The sequence below is a fragment of the Limihaloglobus sulfuriphilus genome (assembly GCF_001999965.1).
In the GTDB taxonomy this organism is placed as follows: Bacteria; Planctomycetota; Phycisphaerae; order Sedimentisphaerales; family Sedimentisphaeraceae; genus Limihaloglobus; species Limihaloglobus sulfuriphilus.
In genome coordinates, this window is sequence record NZ_CP019646.1 from 48,269 (window position 1) to 65,955 (window position 17,687).

Consider the following 17,687-nt stretch of genomic DNA (forward strand, 5'->3'; position numbering starts at 1 on the left):
TTTTAGCGTAAAACACAGTTTATGGCAACCAAAAAAGACAGAAGTTTATTTGACAACACAGTATCGCTTACTCCGCGTATGCCGGTCAAACGCAGGAGGCGGACTACGTATTTCTTCAGGTCTGCATTGCCGCTGCACTCTTTGTGGTTCACGATGATTTTTCTGCTTGCATACGAGCTGATGGTTGCTTTTCTCGGGCCTGCTTTGAGCAGTATGTCATTTGAGGAGATACCGGGTTTGGTAGTTTCTTTTGTGTGGGTATATGACCTTCTGGGCTGGTTTGGTTTTTCCGGGCGGCTTCAGTGGCTTTTGTGCCCCGTTTTTGTTATAGTTGTCCTGCTGGCTGTCCATTTTGCGGATAAGAAAAAACGGGCCCCCATGCAGAGGTATGACCTGCCGCTGATGTTCGCTGAGTCTTTCTTCTGGGCGCTGCCTTTGCTGGTTGTGGCCCTGATCGCAGACAGGTTCAGCAGTCCCGGCGGTTATGTTCCCGCTCAGGAGCCGGTGGCGTTTGTAAACGGCCTAAAGGCCTTTGTATGCAGCTCAAGTCTTGGCGAATCGGCAAACGTATTTATTGAGCTTATTGCCGGTATTGGCGCCGGGATATACGAAGAGCTTTTCTTCAGGCAGATACTTTATGTGGGCCTGTTTCTGTTTACAACAAAACTGCTGGATCTAAGCCGCGAATTTGGTGCGTTTTTTGCCGTTGTTGTCTCTTCGGTGGTATTCAGCCTGCACCACAACATACTCTATATTCAGGGCAGTTATCTGCCGGGAGAGGAGTTTGTGGCTTCTGTTTTTATGTTCAGGGTTTTTGCGGGCTTCTACCTGACAGTGATTTTCGCAAACCGCGGCTTCGGCATTGCCGCCGGTGCCCACTGTTTCCACAATATAATGGCAGTCCTGCTTAACTGAACGGCCAATTAGCAGAATATATCAACTGCAATCGGTGGTTTTATTCGGCAATGCTGTTGTCCATTTCTCTCTGGCGTCTTGAACGGGGTTGGGACTCGCCAAGCCCGTAACCTTGGGGTTCTTTGCCCTGGAGCAGTGTAATCATTGATCTTGTAAAGCGGTTGACTGCCAGAACGCCCTCTGCCGTTTCATATTCGTTGGCGCTTTCGGTGCCGACGGCTGTTACGAAATCCTCGTCAACTTCAACAATGGAATTTGTGAAGATGCCGCCGGCGTTCTCAACCTGTTTGCGGACACTGAGCTCTCCGGTTATTCGGTAATTCTCGATGATGTCAGCGTATGCCAGAATGAGCGGTGTGCGTCCTACTGCACCGATTAGCTTACGGGCCCGATAGGCTTCTCTGATAATGTTTACAACCATTGGCTCATTGTCAAACTGATTCCTTACCAGTGAATTGCCGATCAGGACAAAAGCGTCAAAATCGTTGACAACAATATCACGCAGAAGCATTGTAGGCACAATACTGCCTTGCCAGTTGCCGCGTATCGTTTCCATTGTAGAGCTTGCGACTTCTACCTTTACACCTGAAGAGGCAAGAACCTCTGTTACTGCAAAGAAGTCCTGTTCAATTACCCTGTCATTCGGGACGATTATTACGAATTTAAACGGTTCGATCTTTGCCGGCTGCTGAGGCTGTTCTTGTGTCTGCTGCTGTGCCTGTTTACTGCCGGCAGATTCTATTGTTTCAGCTTCTTCTGGTGCAGTGCTGCCTTTGAGGCGGGAAAGGGCAATAGTAATGACCGGTTCTGCCTGAAAGTTAAGATTCAGCAGTGACCGTACCCTTGACAAATCCATGACCTGGTAGCTTTGTGATGCCAGGTTCATAGCCGCGGCCTGAAGTGAGATATTTTGGGCGGCTCTTCCGGCTTCTATGTAAGCTATCTTGCGTTTGTATGTGGCGTTGGCGTTTGGTACCTTATCCAGCGAGGCGGAAATTGTTATAAGTACCTTAGAGTCCAACAGCTCTCTTTGTTTCTGGGTTGCCAGCATGAGTTTTCGGCGGACATCCTCGCTCGATACGATTTCCAGGCTGTGTGTCTGCGGGATGTACCTGAACACGTTGGATTCAGTGACTACATGCAATTCAAGAGGATATCCGTTTTCCACAGATTCTACCGGCCTTAGCATCTGGTCATTGCTGATTGTTCCGTAGCCTGCCCAGAGCAGCTGAGAAATCTCAGTCATTACAATCGGCTCATAGACCTTTTCGCCTTTTGCTGCGACAGAACGAAAAGCACTTGTTAAGGTTGCAGCAGAATCTGTTTCTGGCTGGTTTAGGGTTACCTGATTCGGTGACGGGGCCGGCTGGGTCTGCTCTTGCTGGTCTGCGGGTTGGCTCGTTCGTGTCGGCTCACTGGGCGGCCCGGGCAGTGAAGGCGTCTCTGAATCGCCGTTCTGGGCGATGAGCTGAATACTTAAAACCAGAGTAAAGGCAAAAATTACCCTCAAAATATTGTTAAATGTAAGGTTTTTTAATCTCATAAATCATTACTCCGAAAATTTAAACTTCCAAAAGATGTTTCTAAACTTATAATACTCTCTAAGTTTATAATAATAAAAATAATGGGCAAAGTTTTAAAAAAAATATTTTTCGGCAAGAATAAACGCAGAAAAAAGCGTCCCGGGCTTGAGCCGTCACAGTTTCGCACAAGGCTGCGGATACTGGCTTTTTGCGGGCTTATGCTGTATTGGTTGGCGATATTCGTGCTTACGCATATACCTACGGTGCCGTCCTGGGTGGTAATAAGCGGTATGAGCGACAAGACGATGCATCTTATTGCGTATTTTGTGCTGACCTTTCTGTTCTGGACGGCTCTCAGCGCCGGCACAAAGGCGAGGTGGAACAGCTGGCGAGTTTGGGTAACCATAGCGTTTATAGCTGTTTATGCTGTCTGCGATGAGCTGATTCAAAAACTCGTGCACCGCCAGCCAGATATTATGGATTTCAGCGCTGACATGCTCGGCTGCATAATGAGCCTGATTATCTGGACGTTTGCCGGTTTCTGGTTAGCCGGATTTCTCCACGGGGTGGTGGTTATTGTGATTTTGAATTGCTTCTCCGTTTATGATTTGGCGGGAACAAGTGAAGCCATTGGCGTTTTATTCTATTTTCTCGGTTATGGTTTTATTGCCTACAGCCTTTCGCAGGCTTTGATTCCTCTGTCTGTAAGTAAGGGTATAAACAGGTTTTACTGGGCATTTCCTGTTCCTGTTTTGTTGCTGTTGCTAATGAAGGCGTGGGATTTGCACACAGGGCTTGCGGTTGAGATTAGATTTGTCGCAATTGCTTTGTTGGGAATAGTTTACTCGCTTGCCGTGAGCTGGTTTATGACCGGTAGAAAATCCGGGCAAAATAGTAGGGATGTATTGACTACGTCTTTTAACTAATTGCGGTTATTAGGTTTAGATACGAACAGAGACGCATGCAATAGGCATTAAGTGGACAGGATGGACGGAGTCAGGCATTAGGCAATAGGTATATTTGGAGAGAATTAACAGGATTGGTGAATAGCTGAGTTTAGCGCGTTTGTCGTCACTCGAAAACGGGATAGATTTTGACATGGGTGAATAAGTGATTATAATACTGTTAGAATGTTATTTTTAGATGTTTTTTCGAAGGGTTGACAAATGGCTCTGATCAATAGACGCAGCTTTCTGAAATACTCCTCTGCCGCAGCGGTATCAGCGGCTTTTTTTTCGAATACAAGGGTTCTGGGCGCAAATGAAAATATTCGTTTAGGGATTATTGGAGTGGGCAGGCAGGGCAGCTATCTGGCAAGTATATTTTCTAAGATTCCCGGTGTAACAATCGCCGCGCTTGCCGATCCTGATCCGGGGTATAAGATGGGCCGGCTCAAAGATAAACTGGCTAATGACGAGACAAAACCTCTCAAGGTTGATGCATACACTGATTATCGCAAGCTCCTTGACAGAAAGGATATAGACGCTGTTGTGATAGCCTCGTGCAATCACTGGCATTCAAAACACGCTATCGAGTCTCTTAAAGCGGGCAAACATGTATATGTAGAAAAGCCCATCTCACATAACATCTGGGAGGGCAGTCAGTTGTGTCGTCTTGCCTCCGAAAAGAATTTGATAATAACCTCGGGTATGTGGCACCGCCGGCGTGATTGCTGGCCGCAGGTTCGGGATTTTATTCAAGAGGGGCAATTGGGCAAGGTTTTATGTTCCCGCGGGCTCTGCCATAAACGCCGCGGTTCGATAGGGCTTCGCGAGAGTGCTCTTAAGGCTCCAGAGTCTTGCAACTATGATATGTGGCTTGGGCCCGCTCAGGACGTGCCGACGTATCGCGAGCATTTTCATTATGACTGGCACTGGTCATGGAATACCGGCAACGGCGATATCGGTAATCAGGGGCCTCATCAGTTTGATTTGGCAATCAATCTGGCGGGCCAGGATTCTTATCCGGCTAATGTTTTCAGCATTGGCGGCAGGTTTGGCTACAAAGACGGCGGGCAGACACCCAATACCCAGATTGTGTATTGCGATTATGAGCCTGTACCGGTAATATTTGAGGTTTTCGGCCTGCCTATGCAGTCTGACATGCAGGCGATGGAGGCATACAAAAAGGCCAGAATCGGCAATGTTGTAGAATGCGAGGGCGGTTATATCTCTGAAAATGTCGCATACGATAATGATGGTAAGATAGTCAAAAGATTTGATCCGCACGGCGGTGGAGAACACATGCCGGACTTCATCAGGGCGATACGTGAAAATGATCAGAGCATACTGCGAGTAAACATAAAAGACTCCCATACCGCCGCGGCTATGGTTCACGCCTCGAATATATCATATCGACTTGGCTCAGAGCTTAGCAGTGAAGAGATATCGGGCAGGATAAAGGGCAATAAGCTGTTTTCAGGGACGTGGGAGAGGATGCTTGACCATCTCGAGAGAAACAACGTTGACCTTGATAAGACAAATATAACTATGGGCCCGATTCTCAGCCTGGATCCTGAAACCGAGAGGTTTAGCGGCGAATTCAGCGAAGAGGCAAACGCCTTTGTGAAGGATAATTACAGAAAAGGCTGGGAAGTTCCCCACATGGAGCAGCTCTAAAATCAGAACTGATCGAGGAATCTCAGGTCGTTTTCATACAGCAGGCGGATATCGTAGATTCCGTATTTACGCATAGCAAGTCGTTCTATTCCGAAACCGAACGCCCATCCGGTGTATTTTTCAGGATCAATGCCCACAGCCTCAAAAACGGCGGGGTTAACCATGCCGCAGCCGCCAACCTCTATCCAGCTTTCTGATCCGTCTTTGCCGATGATTTTCAGGTCAACCTCGGCGCTTGGCTCGGTAAACGGGAAGAAACTCGGGCGGAAACGCCACTGGGTATCTTTGCCGAAATAGGCATGTATGAACTGGTCAATCGTGGTTTTGAGGTCAACCATGCTCACGCCTTCGTCCACAACGAGAGCTTCAAGCTGGTGAAACATGAACATGTGTGTTGCATCTACCGTGTCAGGCCTGTAAACCCGCCCGGGGGCGACCACACGTATAGGGGGGCTGTTATTTTCCATGACCCGGATTTGGATCGTAGATGTCTGGGTGCGGAGAAGATGCTCATCGTCTATGTAGAAATTGTCTCCCGGATCACGTGCAGGGTGTTCGGGGGGGATGTTTAGAGCTATAAAGTTGTGCCACTCGTCTTCAACCTCGGGCCCGTAAGCTACGGCGAAACCCATACGCCCGAAAAGCTCCAGCAGCTCGGCAGTGGTCTGGGTAATGACGTGAGGTTTTCCGATTCTTGGTTTTATGCCGGGCAGTGTAACATCAATGGTGCTGATTTTTTTTGATGTGAGCGAGCCGAGCGAGGCCTGCTTCTCTTCGAACGCGGCAGTAACTTCTTTTTTGATTTTATTGGCAAGCTGTCCTGCTTTGGGTTTGTCTTCTTTGGGGAGTTTGCCGATTTGACTTAAAAGAAGTGTTACTTTGCCTTTTCGTCCGAGGTATTTAACTCTGAAAAGCTCTAAGGAGCCCGCGTCAGAAATCTGTTCGAGCTCCTGGAGAGCGTTTTTTCCTGTCTTTTCGAATTCTTGCAGCATAATTTCTATAACTAACAGCGGCTAAGATTAGAAACAATCTCAGCCGGGAGTTTTGACATTTAACTATTAAAGAGCCGCCTGTGCCTGCTTTACGATAACATCGAAAGCGGCGGGGTCGGCTATGGCGATTTCACTGAGCATTTTTCTGTTGAGCTCAATCTGGGCTTTCTTGCAGCCGCTGATAAACTGGCTGTAACGTATGTCCCTCATCGCACATGCAGCGCTGATACGGGTAATCCACAGCCTGCGGAAATCCCTTTTCTTTCTTTTGCGGTCAACTGTTGCGTTTACCGCAGCTCTGATGGCGGCTTCTTTTGCCAGCCGAATCTGTGTACTGCGGGGGCCTCTGTAGCCCTTCACGGATTTTAATAAACGTTTATTTGCACGCCTTCTTGCGGCGCCTTTTCTTACTCTTGGCATTTTTCAGCTTTCCTTTCTAAAAATAAAATTTAAAAGCCCGCCGGCGGCAGCTGAAACAGCCGAGAAGCAGGGCTTAAGCTCTTTTTAAATCTAAACTTACTCTACGCAAAGAGCCTTGCGGCAGTTTTGCGCGAGAGCTTCACTTACAAACGCCGGTTTTCCGAGTTTGCGGCGGCGTTTGGGGCTCATACCACTCATAAGGTGGCTTCCGTAGGCCTTTTTAATCTTAAGTTTTTTGTTGGCCGTAACCTTTACTCGTTTAGATAAACCTTTATGCACTTTCATTTTAGGCATAGTGTAGTTTCCTTTCTAATATCTGCTCTTATGCTGCAAGAGCAAAGTAATATACAGGTTTAAGTAATTAAGTCAAGTACTTATACTCTGTTTTTCGTATTTTTAGCCCGTTGTTGGTGTTATTTTGTAATAAAGTACCCGGACGTCTTTTAGTACCTGGGTGGTTATTTTGCCAGCAGCTCTATCTCACTGATGAGCAGTCTTTCATATCTTGGGTCTTTCTTTATGTCAATTTTGAGCGAATTAGTCTCAATATCCGTTAAACCCTCGAAAACCAGCAGGCCTTGATCGACCTGGAATTCTTCTATGAGGCATACCTGCTTCCAGCTTCTATCCGTTTCCATCTTTGATACGGCAAAGCTTTCTATGTTGAAGTGTCCCCATTTGCGGAAACCCCGAACCCTGATTTTATCAATCTGGTGTTTCTGAGGAAGTTTGATGAGAAAACTGGCGTCACTTTTGAACTGTACGCTGTCAGTTTCTATTTCGTGCCATTTTCCATCGGTGAGTTTTGGGGAGTCGGGGGAGTCTTTGTGAGGCAGTGAGGGGGCTGGTTTTGGTATGTAGCTGAAATCCAGTGTTTTGTAATTTATTTGGTTCTTTTCCGGCATTGTCAGGGCTGCGTCAATGTCATAGACTCTAACATAATCAACTATGAAATAATCGGGAAGTGCCGCTTCAAGTATATCATCTTTTCGGTCATCGATTTCTTCTGTGAGTTTTGTGTATAAAGGTACCTGGCATACGCCGCCGGCATCAGTTCTCCAGGTCTCGACATCGTCAATGTAAAAGACGTAGCCCTCGGGCGTCCATAACATGCTGAAAGTATGAAAACCCTCGCTTATGCCCGGGACAATGGAATCTTTGCCGGCGTGTCTGTGTTCTTTTCCATATCCGTCCCAGTGTAGATTTTGGGTTATCTGGTCTGAGAGTTTGAATTTCTCCATTATATCAATTTCTGTGCCGTCGATGCCGTCGTTTTCGGTGCTCAGTACACCCTCGTTCCACATCCAGAATGCCGGCCAATGTCCGGGCTGTGTGGGGAATTTACATCTGCATACCCAGTATCCGAAAGCCTTTTCAAATTTATCTCTGGTTCTGACCGCACCGCTGGTGTAGCGGTCGCCGTCTTTTTTAACCCTCAGCACGAGGTGGCCTTTGCCGTCGAGATAGGAATCTTCCTTTACCCAGAATCCGCGCCTTCTTCTAAAGTCGCCGACTATTTCCCACTTATCCTCGTCGATTTCGCTGCCTTCAAACTCATCATGCCAGACGAGTTTCCACTGGGCAGAAGAATCGATTTCGGGCAGGAAGTTGTCGTATTCGGGCTTAGATTTTTTCTCTTCGCTCTGGCAGGCTGTACTGAATAAACATAAAACTATCAGCAGACTAAATAAAAAGCCGGATGCTTTTTCGGCCATTTTTTTCATTGTTACCTCGCAATTTTTTAAAGATATGTATTTATTAAGCAGGAGTGCAGAGCTTAAGCCTGTTGAGTGTTAAAACAAACTTAAATCTACACTCCTGCTGTGTATGGTTCTCAGTGAAACTTATAGTTACTGCTTAGTTGCCTTCTTCGAGAATCGCGGCGGCATGGGCGGCTTGCACTCCCCGCAGGTCCTGGCAGTATTCCCGGAGGATTTTCTCGCCGATTCCATTGTAGTCGCCGCAGCGGTAGAGAGCTCTCGCTATTGAAATCTCTCTTACGGCAAGCATTCTGGCATAGAAAGAGAATGATGTTCTCGCTGCCACTCCAAGCCTGCTCATGGCAATTTTGTCGATTTTCTGGGCGTCTTCGATGGTTTTAACCACGTAGCCGCTCATCTCTGGTTTTTGCAGCAGTTCTGCAAGTGCCTTCGCAGCGGCGGGGTCCTTGAGGCGGTCCATTGCGATGGCGACCGATCTGAAATGGGTGAAGGCAGAGCTGCTGTCTAAGCCTTCAATCTTCTTTACAACCGCGGGTGTGGCTTTTCTGTCTCCGGGGCGGCTGATAGCTATTATCAGTCTGTCCATATCACTCATTCTTGAAGTGGGGCGGGTATGGCCGACATCCCAGGGCTTGGAATTTACATGGTCAACCAGATAATCCAGGCCGTAAGGGTCTTCAAGCACTGCCAGAGCGTGGGCATAAAACAGTTTTGCTCTGACTTCGGCAGTGTTAAAAGCGTCTTTGAGCATTGGTACCGAAGTGTTGGGGTGTGCCAGAATGATTCCGCACTCGTGACCTTTATGCTCGCCGTATTCCGCGGGAGCGTTTTCTACCGCCTGCCTGATACGCTGGGCAGGGAATGGATATACGTCTTTCTCGGAGAGCACCTCTTCAGGGATGTTGCCGATCTGGACGAGATGCTTTTGCAGCTGTTTTATGTCAATGTCTCGGGGCTCAATTCCTTGTTTTGCTGCCATTGCCGCGGCGGTACCGGCGGCGTATCCCTGATTCTGCAGGTCCGGCTGCATACGTATCAGCGGCAGGGCGTCGTGGTGAACACTAATTCCCATACCGGTCAGCAGTATGCCGCTGAGGCCCTTGGGAAGCAGGCTGCGGTAAGGAGTATAGCAAGCTGTGTGCTCGGGGTTTGGCTGTAGGAAAAGATAGTCGCAGAAATTCACGCCGTGGCAGTCATAATCACTGAAAGATTTTACGATACTGTCGGGGAAAATTCTCTGCATGAGCTGGTCGTTAACCGTCATGAAATAATCGCCGATGACTCTTCTCCGCTCACGTGTGTCAATGAGGCTTGCTATGTCATAAGAATCGCCCGTGCGGTACTCTGACTTTCCGTAAACTTTCAGGTGCCAGGCATCTAAGACGTCTGATTCATAGGTAATGGTAAAGTCGCTGTTGTTGTAATGGTCTCCGAGGTCAAACGGCGGCAGTCCGGTACCCTGAATTGCCAGGCGTGATGTTCGCAAACATTCATAATCCGCGCCGGCAGCTATGGCGATATCACCGTTTCCTGTGCTGTCTATCACAACATCCGCAAGAACGATGCCGCATCCGTAAGGTGTCGCTACAGCAACGCCTTTGACGTTTTTGTCATTAACAACTGCGCCCCAGCCTATGCAGCGTGTCCAGATATCGGCTCCGGCCTCTCTGAGCTGACGGCGGTACCATTCCATTTTTTCATAGACATCCCAGCCGTTTATGCCTCCGGCTTCCTCGGGTCTCAGTTCCAGAATTCCCTGATCCATTTCTTTTGTGAATCCGGCAATGTGGCCTCTCCAGTATCTGCCGATATATCCAAGTGTGCCAACGCCGCCGAGTCCGTGCTGGTGTTCTATGACGAGAGTCTTGCCGCCGTTGCGGGCAGCGCCGATAGCCGCGGGAGCACCGCTGGTGCCGCCGCCGACTACAACTACATCATATCTGCCAATAACAGGGTATGAAGCAGAGCCGGCGCGGATATGTTCATCCGGTCTCAAACTTGGGCGAACCGGAGCGAGTGTTTCTTTTATCTGGCCTGTTATCTCTTTACCAGATTTTTTGCTGTTGATTGTTACTTTTTCGTCAGCTTTGACGCTGGAGGCTTCTTCGGCTGCAAGCCTTCCGATTATTTCACCAACGTACATATAGTTTACAGGACGCAGCATCTGCCTGGCGAATTCACGGCTGATATCGGCGTATCCGTTAAGCATAAACAGCCCCTTTACGCCGCGTACCTTGAATGCTTCGGGGGTTATTTTGATATCTTTGTTCCAGCCGCCTTGCTGGCGTTTTTCGCCGATCACAGAAGCGGCGGGCACATAGAAGGCAGTTTCAGATGTTGCGAGTACGCCGGGTGTCCAGAGATGGTCAAGAACCTCTTGCTCAACCCTGGCAAAGGAGTCCATGCTCTCATCGTCCATTTTCAAAGACATCTCGTATTCAAAAGCGGTGTACATTTCGCCTTTGTGGTAAATCTTTGTAGGTTTTTCTTTCGGTTGTGTTTTTGCCGCGGGTGCTGTTTTGTTGGCTACAACTGTATATTCGAAGTTGTTTTCGCCTTTTGTGTTATTGCGGAATTGCGCGTTTGCCAGACGGGCTATAAGACCCGTGCCGGTTGCGTCTATTATTTTCTTTGCCATGACGGCTTGTCTGCCGGCGCGGTTGGCCATTATTACACCTCTTACGCTGCCGTCATCGCCAAATAGGACGTCAGTGGGATAACAGTCATACAGGAATTCAACGCCGGCATCAAGCAGTGCAGTGTCGAGTGTCCGTTTTATGTGAAGTCTTGTAGGAGGGAACTGTTTGCCGTCCTGTTTTTCCATTTTGGCGGCGGTAAGTATTTCTATCTCGCTTATCAGCTGCCTGCTGACCTGGGGCGCCATTTGAGCGTAGAATTTAATATAACGGGCCTGGCGGTTTACAGGTAGTGAGAAGCTCATAAGCCGTTTTATGTACTCAATATCTTTTTGGACGCCGACTTTTTCCCAGTTCTCTTTGTCGTTGCTGACAAAAACCGTGACGTAAAGCGTGCAGTAATCATTGGGTCTCTGGAAAGAATGGAGTTTAATCCGCTCAATCTGCTGAACTTCTCCAAGGTCGGCTACAATGTTTACATTCTCATTGTACTGCACTGTATCGTTGTACACATCCACCCATTTCTCGTCATTGAGTCTTCTTGGAGGGTTATAGTCCTTATGAGGCGATGCGGAAGGGGTGTCTGTCGAATACTTGAACGGCAGGTTTTTGAACTGGGCGATTTCAGGAGACTGAAAAACCTTTTGGGCAAGCTCGGTTTGGGGCTCTTCGCCGTCTTTTAGCCACATCCGGTATGTGCCCGAGACATCTTCGCCAAGGTAAGGGCGCAGAGCCATCAGAAAAACATCGCTGCCGCTATCAGCCGCTTCTGCGGCGGCGGCTACACCGGCTGAGCTGCCTCCGACAACAAGGACATCAACGTCATATGCTTTTGAGAACTCTCTCTCTGACGTGGTTAGGGTATCAGCCGTTAATACTGATACGGCGGCAAGTACGCACAAGACAACAAGTGCGGTTGAAACCTGATTGAATTTCCATAGTTTCGGCATAGTTTTTTGCATAATTTTCTCCTGAGTGTTTAGATAATTAGTATGTCTTTTATGTTAATTTTTTTGTCAAACTCGTTGCGGTATTTTCAAATCAATTCCAGTACCGGCTCAAAGAGGTTAAGTCGTGAAAATTCACAAAACCGTCTTTATCAAAATCTTCCGGAATATGAGTGAATCCGCTAAGCCAGTAGTCCGCAATGAAGAACAGGTCTCGGATATCTACCGCTTCATCGCCGGAAATGTCGCCGGAGACGTCTGTTTCATCGTGAACATCCTGGTAGAAAACGCCTCTAAGGTCATTTGAGTAGGCCTGCAATACAGTCTGGCCCAGTCCCTGCCAGTCGCCGCATGCAACCAGAGCCTTTGCCAGTATAATTTCCCTGTCCGAGAGGATTCGGGAATAGTAATCAAAATTGCTCGAATCGCCAAACTGCGAGTCCAGCGACTGGAGATTTAGCTCTATCGCATCCTGTATAGTTAAGACGGTGTTGTCCTGCCGGCGGCATCTGTTCAGCAAACCGGCTAAGGCTTCAGCTGCGGCCGGGTCACCGATATATTCCAGTGCCAGGGCAACTGCCCTTATGTGTGAAAAGTCTGATTCGGCATCTAACTGGTCAGCTTTATTGGCAATTACACCCGTAACACTGTTGTTACCGGGGACACCGAGGCTGATGATTTTGCGGTCCATATCGCTCATCTTGGAAGTGGGGCGGGGGTGGCCCGTATCCCAGGGGTTTGCAGAGACGTAGTCTGCCAGAGTGGAGAGGCCGTAATCATCTCCAAATACAGCCAATGTCTGGGCGTAAGCAAGTTTAGCATTGCCGGTGGAATTATCGTAAGCTGTCTTCAGCATTGGCCATGCCGTTTCGGGGTGTGCCAGTATTATAGCGGTTTCCTCGTGGCTGTCGGGGAAAGTCAGGGGCATATTGTCAACCGCTGTCTGTACCTGTGCTGCCGAAAGCGGATAGGGGTCAGTGTGTGCTGCGGTTTGGGCGGTTATGATTCCCTTCTGTACCAGTTTGGCCTGGAGCTGCTCAACATCAATTTGTCGCGGGGTAATGTTCTCTCCGGCGGCCATTGCCGCGGCTATTCCTGCCGCGTAACCCTGGTTCTGGATGTCCGGCTGCATACGAACAATCGGCAGCGCATCATGCAGGACGCTTATGCCGATACCCGCGACCAGAATTCCTTCAACGTTCTGGGGCAGCATACATCTGTAGGGTACATAAGAGTATGTGTGAGGGGGATTGCCGCAGAGATAAAAGAAGGACGAAATATTGTATCCGTGGTTGTCGTAATCCGTGTATGTTTTTGCAATCGTATCGGGATATGTCCTGCCCATGAGCTGATCCATCACCGACATTGTAAACTCTCCGGCGATTCTCCGCCGCTCTCTGGCATCTACCAGCTGTCCCATATCAAAGGGGTTCTCATCGATGTACCTGTCTTTTGCGTAAACAAAGAGCTGTGTAGTGTCGGCTGGGTCGGCAACATCTGTAACCGTAAAATCAGAGTTTCTGTAATTCACTCCCAGATGAACGGGTGGCAGTCCGGTGCCCTGCATGGAAGCATCGTCTGTGTCGGTGTACATGACGGGAGCACCGGCAGCGATCGCGATATCGCCGTTTCCTGTGCCGTCTATAACCGTCTTACAGAGTACAATGCCTCTGCCCAGCGGAGTGGCAGCGACGATGCCTTTAATCTGGGGGCCGTCAATGACCGCTCCGCAGCCGATCGCCCCGAACCATATATCGCCGCCGGCCTGTCGGATCTCGTTTCGCAGCCATTGTTTCTTTTCTTCAACGTCCCAGCCGCCGCCGGAGGGTGTGATCAGAGCGGCGTCAATCTCGGCTGTGTATCCTACCTTGTTGCCGTACCAGTACTTGGAAATGTGGCCTTCTGTGCCGACGCCGCCAAGCCCGTGGAGGTACTCTATAAGAAGCGTATCTGCTCCTTCACGTGCCGCGGCTATTGCCGCCGGGGCTCCGCCGGTTCCTCCGCCGACAACAACCACATCGTATTCTGCTAAGACCGGCAGGGCTTTGGCCGCAGCCGGAATTGTTTCATAGATTCTCTGTTTTGTCGGCCGGTGTCCGAGGAGGCGCTCGTAAACTTCGCCATTTTCGGCGTTTGTGTCGATGTCTCCCGGTAGGTTTACTCCCAGCATCTGGGGCCTTGCAAGTGCATCAGCTGCCGCGGCGGCTCCGATACGTGTTCCCAGCTGCATATACTCCAGCGGATTGAGCATCTGCTCTGCCGCGGTGCGGTCTATGGCAGCGCATGCCCCGAGGAGGTATAAATGGCTGATTCCGGCGGGCCTGAATACATCAAGGTCAATCGCCGCTGCGCCGGGCCACTCGCCGCTTACATAGGAATTGGCTGTTACCGCGTCGGGCGGAATATTAAAGAGAATATCCGAAGATCCTTTCTGCCACTGTGTCCAGGTAAGGTCAAGGGCTTGCTGTTCGGCGAGGGCGTAAGACGGGTACGAGTTGTCAGCCATGTTTACACTTACGCTGTATTTGACTGCGGAGAAAAAGTTTCTATCGCTTAAGACCTTACCGTCTTTCAATGTTCCCTGGGTTCCTGCGTCCGAGGTGTTCTGGTCGGCTATGACAATCTGGCTGAAATTTTGCATACCTGCGGGGAAATCGTCAAACTCGGCGGCGGTCATCCTGGTAACAGCGGCGAGTTGGGTTGCGTCTATGATTGTTTTTGCTTTAACTGCCTGGCGGCCGCTTCTATTTGCAACGACAACACCAGCCGGCTCGCCGGCGGAATCATAAAGCACATCGGTTGGATACGTTCCAAACATGAACTCCACACCGGCATCCAGCATTGCGTGTTCAAGGACACGCTTTACCTGGAAAGCGGTAGGTGGGAGCCGAACGGCTTCAGTTTCGCTGCCGGCTTGGGCAAAGAACCTTATCTCGCTGAGTCCGTAATAAGAGCCGCCGTAGTTGCCGTCTGTCTCATCTGCTGTTATGAGAATTCTCGAAGCGTCTATTCCGGCTGTGATAATGTCGGTATGTGCCATAGGGCCGTCAGTTGCTCCCTGGTTCAGCGTATAGCTGCCAAGGCGGTGCCAGCCGCTGGTATTGAAATAATCAATGGTAATATTTTTCAGCCCTCTGTCTCTGTACGGGCCGCAGTAATTCCATACCCATATATCAGTAAGTGAATATAGGTCATTAAAATTCCACATGAACCATGCAGACCCTGCTGTGCCGGCAGGGTTTCCATTCTCTGAAGGAACAGAGCTGCCGGGGTTTACCATAGCTGAGTTGTATTGGTCTGAGCGGTCATGAAGAAGCCCGGCTGCGTCAAGTCCTTCGCCGTTGACGGTTCTCTTAGGGCGGTAATATCCTACATCTGTGCCGTAATTATATGGTGTGATTGCGTCTGTGCAGTCAAAATCAGGGCCGCCGATAAAGTCTGAATCATTAAATAACGTTGCATTCTGTTCAATCTGTATTTCGCCGACTAAAATACGGCTGACGGATGATGTTTTGCGGATATAAAACTTCAGATATCTTGCAGAGCCGTTTACGTCAACAGAGAGGTTCAGTGCTTCATTGGTGTAGTCACCCTCGTTTAGCCAGTCGTTGTTAATGAAAGCGATCTGGTTCCAGTTATCATTGTCAGTACTGGCATATACGGTCACATCCTGAACTTTGTAAGTGCTGCCCTGATAAACCCTTGTATGCAACTTGAAAAAGCTCTGGACAGTGCCCAGGTCAGCGGTAATGTTTACACTGCCGTTATACTGAACACTTTGGCTGGCAGAGCTGAACCAGATGCCGTCTTTCAAACGGCCTGGAGGGTCTGTGTCCTCGTGGGGATAAACCGATGCAATATCCGAAGTGTAGCTGAATTCAGCGAGCTGGGTTGGTATTTCCGGTTCCGCGAAAATGGCTTGAGCAAGCGGGCTTGAGGGTATCTGTCCATCTTCGAGCCATAAACGGTAACTGCCTGCGACGTCCCAGCCCGGATATGGCTGCTCTGATGTAAGCAATACCGAAGCTCCCGCATTGGCCGCTTCTATTGCCGCGGCAACACCGGCAGATGAGCCTCCGATAACGGCTACATCAACATCGAAGCTGACCGGTATGTCTCTTGCGGATTCGTTGATGTTTACTCCGAAGAGGGGTGAGAAACCTGAGAAAAAGGCACATATCAGTAATAGTTTCGACTGGGTCAGCGATGGCATAATAAAAGATACTCCACATGAATAAACGTTAAATTAAGTAATAATTATTCAAACTTTAATATATACATACACTTAAACGGTGTTGTTCAGTACAGATTTACGTTTTATAGAAACGCCTGCATCAGCCCGCAGCGTAAATCATCGGGCAGCCGGCAGATTTTATGGTTTAGAATGTCTTTATCAAAGCCAACTTACGCCAAACTACCGCCATTACAGGCCATTATTCATTTTTTATAATCATAGAAACCGGTTTCCTGAATAGCCCGCCAATATAATAATTTTGATCTTAAAAGGCAAGAAGTAAATATTCAAAAGGTGTTAAATTTTGAAAATGAGCGTTTGCAGCACAGGATTTTTTTTATTAAATTCGACAAAGCAGAGTCTTGTTGTTAGCGAAGTTCTTTTGACGGCAGCATTGTCGTCCTTTCAATCAAATCATTGGTTTCATTTTAAAGTTTAAGTGTTATTTAACCGTTTTTAGATGGTTAGAATGCGTGCGGAACTGCCGCATATGGTTCATTTTTAAAATGATTTTAAGTTAAATCTTTTGTGAGTATCAAGTTATACTCATCCTTTTAATTTTTTATTAAATCTCTTGACTTTGACATTCAGATCTATTATATTCAAGTAACATTAAGAAACCGTTTTCTAATTTGTAAATATGGCCAGCATTGGCGGTAGTTTGTCGCAATTTGGCTTTGATTGAGAATGCCTGTTCTTATAAAATAGGATTTCAGGAACGGAACAGATTTATATGATAAAGTTTTTTGCTTTAGAAATTTTTGTTTGTATGCAGAAAGATGCGAACAAGAAGAATTGATTTCTAAAGATACAGTTAGTTAGTGGCGTAAGAACTGCCGGAGCATTAACAGGAGTGTTTCCTGTTATGATGTTAGTGGTTTTGATAGACAGTGTCCGGCCGTTCTGATTTAATTTACTTTTTGAAAGGAGAAAAGAAATGAGAAACGCACAATTATTATTAATGATTCTATTGGCATGTATTATGGTTGACGCAAACGCAGCATTAGAATGGATCGGCGGGCCCGATTTTGACTGCAGTGATGCCATCACGGCTGACAACGTGTATGCACTTGAGCAGTACTACCGTCCGGTCAGAACAATTAATGGTCAGGGGCTTGACTCGACCGGTATGCTTCATGAATTGTCGAGCCAATACAATTCGGCGTTGGTTGACACCACAGAAATTGCCGGCTCAACAGACCCAGCGGTTACTTTAAATCCTGCGGGAATTGAAGGACCGGCATGGTTCAGCTGGACATTCGATCAGGCCTATGACATACAGGAGATGTGGGTATGGAACTATAATCTATACGGTACAAACGGCAGCTATCTGCTCAGAGGGCTTAAGGACGTATCCATACATTATAACGACGGCACATCCTGGCAGTATTTTGGTGATTATACATTAGCTAAAGGGCTTGGAGTAGCTGATATGCCTCACGGAGACGAAATACCATTGAATATTACTGCCACTGGGATATTGATGACCCCCAAAACAGTAGAAGGCAACTACGGCAGTACATTCTATGGTCTCAGTGAGGTTCGTTTTATCGTTCCCGAGCCGGCAACTATGGTTCTTTTTGGTATTGGTGCCATTCTTGCAAGAAAACGATTTATATAAGATAGAATGAAAGTTTCCGCGGGCTGCTCAATAAAAAGGGCAGCCCGTGGCTATTACAAT

Annotated in this window: 11 protein-coding genes; 4 read left to right on the top strand and 7 right to left on the bottom strand. The window is 48.2% G+C overall.

From position 1 onward, the window contains the following. Nucleotides 1-21: 21 nt before the first annotated feature. Complete coding sequence (locus tag SMSP2_RS00155; RefSeq protein WP_146682015.1) at nucleotides 22-915, top strand: CPBP family glutamic-type intramembrane protease; 894 nt, start codon at nucleotides 22-24, stop codon at nucleotides 913-915. A 40-nt stretch (nucleotides 916-955) separates the two neighbouring features. Here the strand turns inward: SMSP2_RS00155 and SMSP2_RS00160 are convergent, their stop codons facing one another. Continuing rightward, nucleotides 956-2,458: a DJ-1/PfpI family protein gene (locus SMSP2_RS00160; protein WP_146682016.1), complete on the bottom strand. Its 1,503-nt coding sequence runs from the start codon at nucleotides 2,456-2,458 to the stop codon at nucleotides 956-958. An 81-nt stretch (nucleotides 2,459-2,539) separates the two neighbouring features. Between SMSP2_RS00160 and SMSP2_RS00165 the strand changes: the two genes are divergently transcribed. Both SMSP2_RS00165 and SMSP2_RS00170 read left to right on the top strand, forming a co-directional pair. Further along, nucleotides 2,540-3,364: a VanZ family protein gene (locus tag SMSP2_RS00165; protein WP_146682017.1), complete on the top strand. Its 825-nt coding sequence runs from the start codon at nucleotides 2,540-2,542 to the stop codon at nucleotides 3,362-3,364. A 240-nt stretch (nucleotides 3,365-3,604) separates the two neighbouring features. Further along, complete coding sequence (locus SMSP2_RS00170; RefSeq protein WP_146684777.1) at nucleotides 3,605-5,056, top strand: Gfo/Idh/MocA family protein; 1,452 nt, start codon at nucleotides 3,605-3,607, stop codon at nucleotides 5,054-5,056. 2 nt (nucleotides 5,057-5,058) lie between these two features. Here SMSP2_RS00170 and pheS read toward each other — a convergent pair whose 3' ends face one another. The 6 genes from pheS to SMSP2_RS00200 all read right to left on the bottom strand — a co-directional run bounded on the left by pheS (nucleotide 5,059) and on the right by SMSP2_RS00200 (nucleotide 15,985). After that, the gene (gene pheS, locus SMSP2_RS00175; protein WP_146682018.1) at nucleotides 5,059-6,048 is read right to left on the bottom strand and encodes a phenylalanine--tRNA ligase subunit alpha; all 990 of its coding nucleotides are present in this window, start codon (nucleotides 6,046-6,048) and stop codon (nucleotides 5,059-5,061) included. Nucleotides 6,049-6,114: 66 nt separating this feature from the next. Further along, complete coding sequence (gene rplT, locus SMSP2_RS00180; protein ID WP_146682019.1) at nucleotides 6,115-6,468, bottom strand: 50S ribosomal protein L20; 354 nt, start codon at nucleotides 6,466-6,468, stop codon at nucleotides 6,115-6,117. Nucleotides 6,469-6,564: 96 nt separating this feature from the next. Beyond that, nucleotides 6,565-6,762: a 50S ribosomal protein L35 gene (gene rpmI / locus SMSP2_RS00185; protein ID WP_146682020.1), complete on the bottom strand. Its 198-nt coding sequence runs from the start codon at nucleotides 6,760-6,762 to the stop codon at nucleotides 6,565-6,567. Between the two features lie 164 nt (nucleotides 6,763-6,926). Continuing rightward, nucleotides 6,927-8,192, bottom strand: coding sequence for a glycoside hydrolase family 16 protein (locus tag SMSP2_RS00190; RefSeq protein WP_146682021.1), 1,266 nt, complete (start codon nucleotides 8,190-8,192; stop codon nucleotides 6,927-6,929). Nucleotides 8,193-8,325: 133 nt separating this feature from the next. Further along, a complete protein-coding gene (locus tag SMSP2_RS00195) occupies nucleotides 8,326-11,787 on the bottom strand; it encodes an FAD-dependent oxidoreductase (RefSeq protein ID WP_146682022.1) in 3,462 nt (1,153 codons plus the stop codon). Between the two features lie 79 nt (nucleotides 11,788-11,866). Next, nucleotides 11,867-15,985 carry an FAD-dependent oxidoreductase gene (locus SMSP2_RS00200; RefSeq protein ID WP_146682023.1) on the bottom strand — a complete coding sequence of 1,373 codons (4,119 nt, stop codon included), beginning with the start codon at nucleotides 15,983-15,985 and terminating at the stop codon, nucleotides 11,867-11,869. A gap of 958 nt (nucleotides 15,986-16,943) precedes the next feature. On the opposite strand from SMSP2_RS00200, the gene SMSP2_RS00205 reads away from it, so the two are divergent. Then, a complete protein-coding gene (locus tag SMSP2_RS00205; RefSeq protein ID WP_146682024.1) occupies nucleotides 16,944-17,627 on the top strand; it encodes a PEP-CTERM sorting domain-containing protein in 684 nt (227 codons plus the stop codon). The last annotated feature ends 60 nt before the right edge of the window (nucleotides 17,628-17,687 follow it).

Excerpts from the sequence above, each read along its gene's own strand:
- SMSP2_RS00200 (WP_146682023.1), bottom strand. The coding sequence starts at position 15,985 with ATGCCATCGCTGACCCAGTCGAAACTATTACTGATATGTGCCTTTTTC.
- SMSP2_RS00170 (WP_146684777.1), top strand. The coding sequence starts at position 3,605 with ATGGCTCTGATCAATAGACGCAGCTTTCTGAAATACTCCTCTGCCGCA.
- SMSP2_RS00160 (WP_146682016.1), bottom strand. The coding sequence starts at position 2,458 with ATGAGATTAAAAAACCTTACATTTAACAATATTTTGAGGGTAATTTTT.
- SMSP2_RS00165 (WP_146682017.1), top strand. The coding sequence starts at position 2,540 with ATGGGCAAAGTTTTAAAAAAAATATTTTTCGGCAAGAATAAACGCAGA.
- SMSP2_RS00190 (WP_146682021.1), bottom strand. The coding sequence starts at position 8,192 with ATGAAAAAAATGGCCGAAAAAGCATCCGGCTTTTTATTTAGTCTGCTG.
- SMSP2_RS00195 (WP_146682022.1), bottom strand. The coding sequence starts at position 11,787 with ATGCAAAAAACTATGCCGAAACTATGGAAATTCAATCAGGTTTCAACC.
- rplT (WP_146682019.1), bottom strand. The coding sequence starts at position 6,468 with ATGCCAAGAGTAAGAAAAGGCGCCGCAAGAAGGCGTGCAAATAAACGT.
- SMSP2_RS00155 (WP_146682015.1), top strand. The coding sequence starts at position 22 with ATGGCAACCAAAAAAGACAGAAGTTTATTTGACAACACAGTATCGCTT.
- rpmI (WP_146682020.1), bottom strand. The coding sequence starts at position 6,762 with ATGCCTAAAATGAAAGTGCATAAAGGTTTATCTAAACGAGTAAAGGTT.
- SMSP2_RS00205 (WP_146682024.1), top strand. The coding sequence starts at position 16,944 with ATGAGAAACGCACAATTATTATTAATGATTCTATTGGCATGTATTATG.
- pheS (WP_146682018.1), bottom strand. The coding sequence starts at position 6,048 with ATGCTGCAAGAATTCGAAAAGACAGGAAAAAACGCTCTCCAGGAGCTC.